Below are 12,607 nucleotides of genomic sequence, written 5' to 3'. Positions count from 1 at the left end.
AAAATGATACGTCGACACCCACATATATTTGGAGAGGCACAAGCTGACTCTATGGACGACTTAAAAGATATTTGGTCAGCAGCGAAAGATAAAGAAGGAAAGAAACCTCGCGTCAAATTCGAGAAAGTATTTGCAGACCATTTCTTGAAGTTGTATGATGAAACCAAAAATAAACACTTTGACGAAGATGCTCTCAGAAACTTTTTACAACAAGGGGAGAATAATCAATCATGAGATTAGATAAATATTTAAAGGTATCACGACTCGTTAAACGTCGTACGTTAGCTAAAGAAATTAGTGATCAAGGTCGTGTTACTGTTAACGGAAACGTAGCGAAGGCGGGGACGGACGTTAAAGAAAACGATGAACTCGTCATACGCTTCGGACAAAAACTAGTAACTGTTAAAGTTACAGGTTTAAATGAACATGCTACAAAAGAAAATGCAAAAGGCATGTATGAGTTGATAAAAGAAGAACGCATTGATGAAGCGTGAGATGTATAGGGAGGTGACAAGCAATGAGCAAAAAAGTGGAGAATATAGGTAATCAGTATACATCGCAAGAAAATAAGAAAAAGCAACGTCAAAAAATGAAGATGCGTGTTGTTCGAAGAAGAATTACCGTTTTTGGCGGTATACTTTTGGCAATTATACTGATTTTATTAGTATTGCTTGTCATTCAAAGACATAGTAACGATCAAGATGCGGTGGAACGAAAACACAAAGAAGCACAATTTCAAAAGCAACAAGATGAGGAAATTGCATTAAAAGAAAAATTAAACAACCTTAACGATAAAGATTACATCGAAAAAGTTGCTAGAGATGATTATTATTTAAGTAATAAAGGCGAAGTTATTTTTAGATTACCAGGTGATAATAAATCCTCTAAATCTAAATCATCCGACGATGACGATAATTAGAGCAATAAAATAATCTGATTATAGCATTGTTAAATTACGCGAACAGGAATATAATAAGGATAAAATCGAATCTAACCAGGAGGATTTATTTAGAATATGTCAATCGAAGTAGGAAACAAACTTAAAGGTAAAGTTACAGGTATCAAGAAATTTGGTGCATTTGTAGAATTACCTGAAGGAAAAAGTGGTTTAGTTCATATCAGTGAAGTGGCTGATAATTATGTTGAGAATGTCGAAGACCACTTATCAGTTGGTGACGAAGTTGAAGTAAAAGTATTATCAATTGCTGATGACGGTAAAATTAGTCTATCGATTAAAAAAGCTAAAGATCGTCCTCGTAAACCTCACCACAATAATAAATCTAATCATGGGAGACCAGCTCAAAAAACTGAAGACTTTGAGAAGAAATTAAGTAACTTCTTAAAAGACAGTGAAGATAAATTAACTTCTATTAAACGTCAAACAGAGTCTCGTCGTGGCGGTAAAGGCTCAAGACGTTAAGATATAAATAGATTGAACAACCATCAATGTTACATCTTCTGTGAGATGTCGAATTAAGAACAATGTGCGATGGCAATGATATAGAAAATAATCGATGGTTAAACATGTAGCACTCTTACGGGGTGGGATGATGAATTCAAATATAACACTTTTGAATTCTCTCCTACTCCTATTTTATTTTTTAGATAAGAGAGGTGAGACGATGAAGTTAAATACGCAAGGATGGAACAACGATGCACATATCATTGTCGCAGTTTCAACTGGCATTGATAGCATGACCTTATTACATAGTTTATTAAACCAGTACCGTGATACCTATAAAACATTGACCTGTGTACATGTTAATCATGGATTACGAGCGCAATCAGTTGAAGAAGAAATATTTTTAAACGAGTATTGTCAAAAAAATCAAATTAAATTATATGTTAAACATCTCGACTTATCTAAAATAGTTGATAAAGGAAATAGTATTCAAAATGAAGCGCGTCGATTGCGGTATCAGTGGTTTGGAGAAGTCATTCGTGATTTAAATGCAGATGTATTACTTACAGCGCATCATCTTGATGACCAACTTGAAACGATTCTTTATAGGGTGCTGAGTGGTCGTTCAACTAGAAGCTCATTAGGAATGTCTGATATCTCGAACTATGAAGATTACCTTGTGTGTCGTCCTTTGCTGAACATTTACAAAAAAGACATCATCAATTACCAAGAAAAGTATCAGGTTCCATATTTTGAAGATAGTTCTAATCAAGATACGAAATATGTTAGAAATGATATACGACAACGGATTATCCCAAGTATTGATAACAATCCGTTTCTTGATTCCCATCACTTGTTAAAGTTAAAGGAATGGCACGACAATGAACTACAATTGTTAAAAGAACATGCGCGTTACTTTGTCGCTCACTTTGTTTCTAAAAATGATAGCGTCGCGGGGTATACATTTTCAAGGGAAGCATTTAACCGACTTAATCCTAATGTTAAAACAACTGTGATGGATCAATTATTAGAGGATATAGTGACCCATTCAACTATTTCACAAAAAACGTATGACGAGTGGTTCCAACAAATCCAAAATGAAAAATCTCAATTTCATATCGATATTACAGATAAATGGATAATTCAAATTGCATATGATACATTAATAATAATGGCTAAATTAGAAGACAATATATATATAAAGCAAAATATTATGATAGACCGGCCAGGACTATATCAATTTAACGACTATGATATATGTATTAAGGAACACTTACCTCAGACGTCTTACCCTCTTAAAGTTCGTGCGAGACGTAATGGAGATATGTTCAAATTAAACGGGAGAAAAGGACATAAAAAAGTGAGTCGTTTATTCATAGATCAAAAAATTCCTGCAATTGAACGGGAACAAATGCCAATAGTACTAACCTATTTAAATGAAATAGTAGCAATAGGCGAATTATATGTTCATGAGCAGTTTAAAGATTTAATTACGATTAAAAAATGATGGAGATGAATGATAATGCATAATGATTTAAAGAATGTTTTGTTAACTGAAGAAGACATTCAAAACATTTGTAAAGAATTAGGAGCGAAAATTACTGAGGACTATAAAGACCGTCCTCTAGTGTGTGTAGGTATTCTTAAAGGTTCAGTTATGTTTATGGCAGACCTTATCAAACGAATTGATACACACTTATCAATCGACTTTATGGATGTTTCAAGCTACCATGGTGGTACAGAATCAACAGGAGAAGTTCAAATTTTAAAGGATTTAGGTTCCTCTATAGAAAATAAAGATGTACTCATTATTGAAGATATTTTAGAAACAGGAACAACTTTAAAATCAATTACTGAATTGCTACAATCTCGTAAAGTAAGTTCTTTAGAAATTGTGACTTTATTGGATAAACCTAATCGACGTAAAGCTGACATTGAAGCAAAATATGTTGGTAAGAAAATTCCTGATGAATTTGTTGTAGGTTATGGTTTAGATTATGGGGAATTATATAGAAATCTACCATACATTGGTACTTTAAAACCTGAGGTTTACTCTAAATAGATTTCATTTAAATATATGACTTATTTATGAAGCGTATGTTACAACTATCCGTACGAGTTAATGTAGTGAAGACTCGATTTATATGTGATAAGCTTTTTTATCAAATTAACTAACGATAAACATGACGATAAATGAATGATTTAGATAGCATAATTAAAGAAATATATAGTTGAAATTGACTAAAATTGAACAATCAATACGAAAGTTGAAATACTAGCCTGTGTAAGAAGTATTGTGTTACAATTTTTGTTAGTTTTATTATTGGAAGTAGGAGGAAATGACGCATGCAGAAAGCTTTTCGCAATGTGCTAGTTATCGCAATTATAGGCGTTATTATATTTGGTCTATTTTCGTTCTTAAATGGTAACGGAAAAACACCAAAACAGCTTACATACACTCAATTTGTTAATAAGTTGGATAAAGGCGACTTAAAATCATTAGAAATCCAACCTGAACAAAATGTCTATATGGTAAGTGGTAAAACTAAAAATGATGAAGACTATTCATCAACAATTTTATATAACAATGAAAAAGACTTACAAAAGATCACTGATACAGCTAAGAAACAAGATGGTCTAAAATTTAAAGTTAAAGAAGAAGAAAAACAAAGTGTCTTTGTTAGTATTTTATCAACACTGATTCCAGTATTAATCATTGCATTATTATTTATTTTCTTCCTTAGTCAAGCCCAAGGTGGTGGCGGCGGAGGTCGTATGATGAACTTTGGTAAATCCAAAGCAAAAATGTACGATAGTAACAAACGTCGCGTTCGTTTCTCAGATGTTGCAGGTGCTGACGAAGAGAAACAAGAATTAATCGAAATTGTAGATTTCTTAAAAGATAATAAGAAATTTAAGCAAATGGGATCTCGAATTCCTAAAGGTGTTTTACTTGTAGGACCTCCAGGTACCGGTAAAACTTTATTAGCACGTGCAGTTGCAGGGGAAGCTGGCGCACCATTCTTCTCTATTAGTGGTTCTGACTTCGTAGAGATGTTTGTCGGTGTCGGTGCAAGCCGTGTTCGTGATTTATTCGAAAATGCTAAGAAAAATGCACCATGTATTATTTTCATTGACGAAATTGATGCAGTAGGACGTCAACGTGGTGCTGGTGTTGGTGGTGGTCATGACGAACGTGAACAAACACTTAACCAATTATTAGTTGAAATGGATGGTTTCGGTGAAAATGAAGGTATTATCATGATTGCTGCAACTAACCGTCCAGATATCTTGGACCCAGCGTTATTACGTCCAGGTCGTTTCGACAGACAAATTCAAGTTGGCCGTCCAGATGTTAAAGGCCGTGAAGCCATTCTTCATGTACACTCTAAAAATAAACCACTTGATGAAACAGTAGACTTAAAAGCCATTTCACAAAGAACGCCAGGTTTTTCAGGTGCGGATTTAGAAAACTTACTTAACGAGGCTTCATTAATTGCTGCACGTGAAGGTAAAAATAAAATCGATATGCGTGATATAGAAGAGGCAACTGACCGAGTTATAGCCGGTCCAGCTAAGAAATCTCGAGTTATTTCTGAAAAAGAACGTAATATCGTTGCGCATCACGAAGCAGGACATACTATTATTGGTATGGTTCTTGATGAAGCTGAGGTCGTGCACAAAGTAACTATTGTCCCTCGTGGACAAGCTGGTGGTTACGCGATGATGTTACCTAAACAAGATCGTTTCTTAATGACTGAGCCAGAGTTACTTGATAAAATTTGTGGTTTACTTGGTGGACGTGTTTCTGAAGATATTAACTTCGGTGAAGTATCAACAGGTGCTTCTAATGACTTTGAACGTGCAACTCAAATTGCAAGATCAATGGTTACTGAATATGGTATGAGTAAGAAACTTGGACCGTTACAATTCTCTAGTAGCGGTGGTGGCCAAGTATTCCTTGGTAAAGATATGCAAGGAGAGCCTAACTATTCTGGACAAATTGCTTACGAAATTGATAAAGAAGTCCAACGTATTGTTAAAGAACAATATGAACGTTGTAAACAAATCTTGTTAGAACATCAAGAACAACTTAAACTTATCGCTAAGACATTGCTTACTGAAGAAACGTTAGTTGCAGAACAAATACGTGCATTGTTCTATGACGGTGAATTACCTGAAGTAGATTATGATGCAGCTAAAGTTGTTAAAGATGAAGACACAGATTATAGTGACGGAAAATATGGTAAATCTTACGATGATATTCGTAAAGAACAGCTAGATGAAGGCGACGAGAAAGAAAAAGAAGATCGTAAAGAAAATCGTGATATCGAGCACGAAAGACGTCGACAACATAATGAAGACCACGATTATAAAGGTCAAGAGTCTGATCAAGACTCTGATTCTGATGTAACTGGTCATGAGCAGTCACCAAACATCGATAAACCATATGATCCAAATAATCCAGATAATAGACATTAATTAAGTTAAATGAAGTCTCTTTCTACTCGTTCTTTGAAGAAGTAGGAAGAGACTTTTTAATTTGATACGTAGTTTATTGTAGAAATATATTAATATCAGTTTATGAGTTTATTATTTCAATAAGTTGCGAATGTCTGCTTTTCATATTATTTAATGTGTATTGAATTGATGTGCATTTTCAAAATTGAGCAACACATTTCATATTACTAACCAACATATGTATAATAGCTACTCAGTAACGAATTAAAATGATTAAAATGAATGAGAATAGATTAAAAAATTAAAAGGAGAATGACTGATGACACATGATTATATCGTAAGAGGATTGGCTTATGACGGTGAAATTAGAGCTTATGCTGCAACTACAACTGAATCTGTGCAAGAAGCCCAAACAAGACACTATACATGGCCAACTGCTTCAGCAGCAATGGGACGTACGATGACTGCTACGGTAATGATGGGAGCAATGTTAAAAGGAGACCAAAAATTAACTGTAACGGTTGATGGTCAAGGACCAATTGGAAGAATCATAGCTGATGCCGATGCAAAAGGTAATGTACGTGCATATGTAGACCATCCACAGACGCACTTCCCTTTAAACGGACAAGGTAAATTAGATGTTAGACGTGCAGTAGGTACTAATGGTTCAATCCAGGTAGTTAAAGATGTAGGTATGAAAGATTATTTCTCTGGGGCGAGTCCAATTGTTTCTGGTGAACTAGGAGATGACTTTACGTACTACTATGCAACAAGTGAACAAACACCATCTTCAGTAGGTTTAGGTGTATTAGTGAACCCTGATAACTCAATTAAAGCTGCAGGTGGATTTATTATACAAGTTATGCCTGGTGCTAAAGATGAAACTGTTACAAAATTAGAAAATGCTATTAATGAAATGGAACCTGTATCTAAATTAATCGAACAAGGTTTAACTCCGGAAGGTATTCTTAATGAGATTTTAGGAGAAGATAACGTTCAAATTTTAGATACGACAACAGCACAATTTGAATGTAACTGTAGTCATGAGAAATTCTTAAACGCTATTAAAGGTCTAGGTGAAGCAGAAGTACAAAGTATGATTGATGAGGATCACGGAGCTGAAGCTGTGTGTCATTTCTGTGGAAATAAATATCAATATACTGAAAGTGAATTAGAAGATTTGTTAACAGCGATGAAATAATTCTGTATTGAATAAGTATGATTAAGTATTAAAATTATATAAAATTAGGCGAGGAGATAGTTAAACTGTAAAGATTGTTCGTGAATGTGTCGTTTTTAAACATATATTAAGGTGGCGCGTATTGTACGATTTGGTGCAACTGTCTCCTAACGTTTAATTTGATTTCTTCAGGGAAAAATTCTAATGTATATGTTGAATATAGTTTTTTATTGAGAACAAGACAATTTTGTTTCTCTTTTTAGAAAATTCTGATAGAATATATCTATATCCGATGGGAAAACTAAGTTTTAATATTTATATAACAAAAAGGAGTGTTCTTAATGGCACAAAAACCCGTAGATAACGTTACACAAATTATTGGTAACACACCTGTAGTTAAATTAAGAAACGTAGTTGATGAAGATGCGGCAGATATTTATGTAAAATTAGAATATCAAAACCCGGGCGGTTCAGTAAAAGACCGTATTGCACTAGCAATGATTGAAAAAGCTGAACGTGAGGGCAAAATTCAACCTGGCGATACTATTGTAGAACCAACAAGTGGTAACACTGGAATTGGTTTAGCTTTCGTATGTGCAGCTAAAGGTTACAATGCTGTTTTCACAATGCCTGAAACAATGAGCCAAGAACGTCGTAACTTATTAAAAGCTTATGGTGCAGAACTTGTATTAACACCAGGGTCTGAAGCGATGAAAGGTGCTATTAAAAAAGCTAAAGAGCTTAAAGAAGAACACGGTTATTTCGAACCACAACAATTCGAAAACCTTGCAAACCCTGAAATTCATGAACTTACAACTGGTCCTGAACTTGTAGATCAATTCGAAGGTAAACAAATTGATGCATTCTTAGCAGGTGTAGGTACTGGTGGTACTTTATCTGGTGTTGGTAAAGTCTTAAGAAAAGAATACCCTAATGTTGAAATCGTTGCGATTGAACCAGAAGCTTCACCAGTATTAAGTGGTGGAGAACCAGGTCCACATAAATTACAAGGTTTAGGTGCTGGTTTCGTACCTGACACATTAAATACAGATATTTACGATAGCATTATTAAAGTTGGAAATGATACTGCGATGGATATGGCACGTCGTGTTGCTAAAGAAGAAGGTATCTTAGCAGGTATTTCTTCAGGAGCTGCAATATACGCAGCAATCCAAAAAGCAAAAGAACTAGGTAAAGGTAAAACAGTTGTAACAGTCTTACCAAGTAATGGTGAGCGTTACCTATCTACGCCTTTATACTCATTTGATGACTAAGATTTAATATTTGAATATATAGTAAACTTTGCAAACGAAGATGTTGGTAAAGGTACTTTAAAGTCGAGATGTACAAAACTTTGGCTTTTAAGTCTCCTTTGATCCACATCTTCGTTTTTTATATTGTTAATTTTGTTGTTCTATAACACTGTTTTATTTTTCTAAATAAAAAATGTGCTCAAAATGTATGATAATGAATGATATGATTAATAGTAAATTGTGTAAGTAGTTTGATTTGAATTTTCAAGAATAATAAGTTTTTATACATAACTTTGAAAAGAATTTCAATATAGAAAAGGTGAAACACATGACTAAAACAAAAATTATGGGCATACTTAACGTCACGCCTGATTCTTTCTCAGATGGAGGTAAATTTAATTCAGTAGACAAAGCTACTAAACGAGTAAAAGAAATGATTGATGAGGGTGTTGATATCATTGATATTGGTGGCGTGTCGACACGACCTGGTTATGAAGAAGTATCTTTGGAAGAAGAAATGGAAAGAGTTATTCCAGTTGTTAAAGCACTAGTACAATATGATATACAACTTTCAATTGATACATTTCGAAGCGAGGTTGCTGAAGCATGTCTCAAACTAGGTGCTACAATGATTAATGATCAATGGGCAGGTTTGTATGATCCCAAAATTTTTAAAGTTGTAGCTGAATATGGTGCTGAAATCGTTTTAATGCATAATGGGGACGGTCGAAGAGAAGACCCCGTCGTAGATGAAATGCTTACGTCACTTCTTGCTCAAGCTAATAAAGCTGAAATGGCAGGTATCCCACAAGAAAAAATTTGGTTGGATCCAGGAATTGGTTTTGCTAAAACACGCGATGAAGAAAATGAAGTGATGGCTCGTTTAGATGAACTGGTAGCAACTGAATATCCCATTTTATTGGCAACAAGCCGTAAAAGGTTTATTAAAGAAATGATTGGAACAGATACAACGCCATTAGAGAGAGATGAGGCCACAGGAGCAACAACTGCCTATGGTATAATGAAAGGTGTTAAAGCTGTTCGAGTTCATAACGTTCAGTTGAATGCGCGGTTAGCTCATAGTATGGATTTTTTAAAGGAGAATGAACATGAACGACATAATCTTTCTTAACGGTATGCGTTTTTATGGATATCATGGGGTGTTACCATCAGAAAATGAAATTGGTCAAATATTTATAGTAGATGTTACGTTGAAGGTCGACTTAAAAGATGCTGGTCAATCAGATGATGTTGCAGATACTGTAAATTATGGCGAAGTGTTTGAAGAAGTTAAATCAATTGTTGAAGGTAAGCCATCTAGATTGATTGAACATCTAGCTGAACGCATTGCAAAACGTATAAATTCACACTATAATCGTGTAATGGAAACGAAAGTTAAAATCACTAAAGAAAGTCCACCCATTCCCGGACATTATGATGGTGTAGGAATTGAAATAGTGAGGGAGAATTGCTAAATGGTTAAAGCGTTTTTAGGTTTAGGGAGTAATATTGGAGAACGTGAAACGCAACTTAAAGAAGCTATAAGGATTTTAAATCGTTTTGATAATATTAAAGTGACTCAAATCTCTGATATTTATGAAACTGAACCAGTGGGATACACTAATCAACCGAACTTTTTAAATTTATGTGTTGAAATAGATACAACATTAGATCCTCAATCTTTACTATCATGTTGCTTAAAAACAGAACAACAACTCCATCGAGTAAGAGTTAAACGTTGGGGGCCAAGAACTTTAGATGTAGATATATTATTATATGAAGATCAAATTATCGAAGAAGATAATTTATCGGTACCACATCCGAGGATGAATGAACGTTCGTTTGTGCTTATTCCTTTAAATGATATTGCTTCGAATCAAATAGAACCTCGTACCCATCTAACTATTGGCAATTTAGTAACCGCAGACGATACTGTTAAAAAGTATAATAAGTGAGTAGCAATAAAAACAAATATTTAATTTTTAGAGAAGTTGAAATAAAAGCATAAATTGCTTTATTACATTTACAACGTCTTGTAGAATTAAAAAGTGAGAAGATTGGCGTTGTGGAAATGATAAACCAAGATTGATGATATCTTATTGGTTTTAAAGATAAAGTTCATATAGCTTTAGATGAATCTAAAACCGAATAAGTATTTTATATGACTAACAAAATTTCTATCAAGAACGCATGGAACAATCCATAATTTAAACAATAAGCTTAAAGGAGAGAAAGTTATGTCAGAAGAAATGAATGACCAAATGCAGGTCCGTCGTCAAAAACTACAAGAATTAATAGATTTAGGAATAGATCCGTTCGGTCATCGTTTTGATCGTAGTGCTACTTCTAACGAGTTAAAAGAGCAATGGGATCAATTTTCAAAAGAAGAATTACATGAAAAAGAGGACGAAAGTCACGTTGCAATTGCAGGTCGTTTAATGACAAAACGCGGTAAAGGTAAAGCAGGATTTGCACATATCCAAGATTTAGAAGGTCAAATTCAAATTTACGTAAGAAAAGACCAAGTTGGAGAAGAACAATTTGATATTTGGAAAATTGCTGACTTAGGTGACATTGTTGGAATCGAAGGTGTTATGTTTAAAACTAATACTGGTGAAATCTCAGTTAAGGCTAAGTCATTTACATTATTATCTAAATCATTACGTCCTTTACCAGATAAGTTCCATGGACTACAAGATATTGAACAAAGATATCGTCAACGTTATTTAGATTTAATAACAAACGAAGATAGTACACGTACATTTATAAATCGCAGTAAAATTATTCAAGAAATGCGTAATTATTTAAATAAACAAGGTTTCTTAGAAGTAGAAACACCTATGATGCATCAAATTGCTGGAGGTGCGGCTGCACGTCCATTTGTTACCCACCATAACGCATTAGATGCTACGTTATATATGCGTATAGCTATTGAATTACACCTAAAACGCTTAATCGTCGGTGGTCTTGAAAAAGTATACGAAATTGGCCGTGTATTCCGTAATGAAGGCGTATCTACACGTCATAATCCAGAATTCACAATGATAGAATTATATGAAGCCTACGCTGATTATCATGATATTATGGATTTAACTGAGAGCATGGTTAGACATATTGCTCAAGAGGTCTTTGGTTCAGCTAAAGTTTCTTATAATGATGAAGAAATAGATTTAGAGTCTTCTTGGAGAAGACTTCACATTGTTGATGCAGTTAAAGAAGCCACTGGCGTGAATTTCTATGATGTTAAAACTGATGAGGAAGCAGTAAGCTTAGCTAAAGAACATGGTATTGAGATTACTGAAAATATGAAATATGGTCATATTTTAAATGAATTCTTTGAACAAAAAGTTGAGGAAACGTTAATTCAACCTACATTCATTTATGGCCATCCAATTGAAATCTCTCCATTAGCTAAAAAGAATCCAGAAGATCCTAGGTTTACTGATCGATTTGAACTATTTATAGTGGGAAGAGAACATGCGAATGCTTTCACTGAATTAAATGACCCAATCGATCAACGTGAACGTTTCGAAGCACAACTTGTCGAGAAAGAACAAGGTAACGATGAAGCGCATGAGATGGATGAAGATTATATTGAGGCGTTAGAATATGGTATGCCTCCTACAGGTGGATTAGGTATCGGTATCGATCGTTTGGTAATGTTACTAACAGATTCACCTTCTATCAGAGATGTACTATTATTCCCTTATATGAGACAGAAATAATTTTCTAGTCTAGTGCTAGTTGCATCAATCATCTATATGGTGGTTGATGCTTTTTTTGTATTTAAAATGCTTTATTATTGAGGGTGAAAAGTCTATCAATTTGATAAATCTATAATGTGTGTAAGGCGTGCTATATAAAAAATTTCCATTACTAAGAAATATAATTATCATTTTTTAGGGGAAAGTGGTGATTTTTCACAATAAAATATACAAATGGATTTTAAAAATGCAAATATTATCATAGATTTAGCCTTTAGCTTATGGTAGAATATTACGAGTGAAATAAGTTAGGTGCATTTAAGAAATATAGATTAAAAACGATTGAAAAAAGTTCTATAAAAGTGTTGACTTGTTTATTTAAATGAAGTAACATATAAAAGTCGTCAAAAACGAGGACGCATGTTATGAAATTGTAAACGAAATTTTAACAAAGTGTAAAATTGACCGTTGCAAAGTCATTTACAAGTGTGTATCATATATAAAGTAAGTTAATTTTGTCTGGTGACAATGGCAAGGAGGTCACACCTGTTCCCATGCCGAACACAGAAGTTAAGCTCCTTAGCGCCGATGGTAGTCGGGCTTACGT

12 protein-coding genes, 1 rRNA gene and 1 pseudogene are annotated in these 12,607 nt (G+C 34.1%); all 14 read left to right on the top strand.

Going from position 1 to position 12,607, the window contains the following annotated elements:
* Positions 1 to 234: pseudogene (locus HMPREF2706_RS01760) on the top strand (nucleotide pyrophosphohydrolase); the annotation flags it as partial.
* Positions 231 to 494, top strand: coding sequence for an RNA-binding S4 domain-containing protein (locus HMPREF2706_RS01755; RefSeq protein WP_002436795.1), 264 nt, complete (start codon positions 231 to 233; stop codon positions 492 to 494). The pseudogene HMPREF2706_RS01760 and the gene HMPREF2706_RS01755, both read left to right, overlap by 4 nt.
* 23 nt (positions 495 to 517) lie before the next feature.
* Positions 518 to 919 (top strand): cell division protein DivIC, encoded by a 402-nt coding sequence (gene divIC, locus HMPREF2706_RS01750; protein WP_002436818.1) that lies wholly within the window; start codon positions 518 to 520, stop codon positions 917 to 919.
* A 96-nt stretch (positions 920 to 1,015) separates the two neighbouring features.
* On the top strand, positions 1,016 to 1,420 hold the full coding sequence (locus tag HMPREF2706_RS01745) for a S1 domain-containing RNA-binding protein (protein WP_002436830.1): 405 nt from the start codon (positions 1,016 to 1,018) through the stop codon (positions 1,418 to 1,420).
* A 202-nt stretch (positions 1,421 to 1,622) separates the two neighbouring features.
* Entirely contained in the window at positions 1,623 to 2,909 is a 1,287-nt protein-coding gene (gene tilS, locus HMPREF2706_RS01740; protein WP_070862160.1) for a tRNA lysidine(34) synthetase TilS, read from the top strand.
* Positions 2,910 to 2,924: 15 nt separating this feature from the next.
* Positions 2,925 to 3,464 (top strand): hypoxanthine phosphoribosyltransferase, encoded by a 540-nt coding sequence (hpt, locus tag HMPREF2706_RS01735; protein ID WP_002436810.1) that lies wholly within the window; start codon positions 2,925 to 2,927, stop codon positions 3,462 to 3,464.
* A 284-nt stretch (positions 3,465 to 3,748) separates the two neighbouring features.
* Positions 3,749 to 5,884, top strand: coding sequence for an ATP-dependent zinc metalloprotease FtsH (ftsH, locus tag HMPREF2706_RS01730; protein ID WP_002436841.1), 2,136 nt, complete (start codon positions 3,749 to 3,751; stop codon positions 5,882 to 5,884).
* 298 nt (positions 5,885 to 6,182) lie between these two features.
* Positions 6,183 to 7,064, top strand: coding sequence for an Hsp33 family molecular chaperone HslO (gene hslO, locus HMPREF2706_RS01725; RefSeq protein ID WP_002436823.1), 882 nt, complete (start codon positions 6,183 to 6,185; stop codon positions 7,062 to 7,064).
* Between the two features lie 320 nt (positions 7,065 to 7,384).
* Positions 7,385 to 8,317: a cysteine synthase A gene (cysK, locus tag HMPREF2706_RS01720; protein WP_002436801.1), complete on the top strand. Its 933-nt coding sequence runs from the start codon at positions 7,385 to 7,387 to the stop codon at positions 8,315 to 8,317.
* A gap of 307 nt (positions 8,318 to 8,624) precedes the next feature.
* Positions 8,625 to 9,428: a dihydropteroate synthase gene (gene folP, locus HMPREF2706_RS01715; RefSeq protein WP_023350803.1), complete on the top strand. Its 804-nt coding sequence runs from the start codon at positions 8,625 to 8,627 to the stop codon at positions 9,426 to 9,428.
* Entirely contained in the window at positions 9,406 to 9,771 is a 366-nt protein-coding gene (gene folB / locus HMPREF2706_RS01710) for a dihydroneopterin aldolase (RefSeq protein WP_002436772.1), read from the top strand. Before folP ends, folB begins: the two co-directional genes overlap by 23 nt.
* Positions 9,772 to 10,251 carry a 2-amino-4-hydroxy-6-hydroxymethyldihydropteridine diphosphokinase gene (gene folK / locus HMPREF2706_RS01705; protein WP_002436837.1) on the top strand — a complete coding sequence of 160 codons (480 nt, stop codon included), beginning with the start codon at positions 9,772 to 9,774 and terminating at the stop codon, positions 10,249 to 10,251.
* Positions 10,252 to 10,533: 282 nt separating this feature from the next.
* Entirely contained in the window at positions 10,534 to 12,021 is a 1,488-nt protein-coding gene (gene lysS, locus HMPREF2706_RS01700) for a lysine--tRNA ligase (protein ID WP_002436798.1), read from the top strand.
* A gap of 497 nt (positions 12,022 to 12,518) precedes the next feature.
* A 5S ribosomal RNA gene (gene rrf, locus HMPREF2706_RS01695) occupies positions 12,519 to 12,607 on the top strand; the annotation flags it as partial.

This window comes from Staphylococcus sp. HMSC067F07 (assembly GCF_001837405.1).
GTDB lineage: Bacteria > Bacillota > Bacilli > Staphylococcales > Staphylococcaceae > Staphylococcus > Staphylococcus capitis.
Note: the sequence above shows the minus strand (reverse complement) of the source record. Positions and strands in the feature narration are given on the sequence as shown.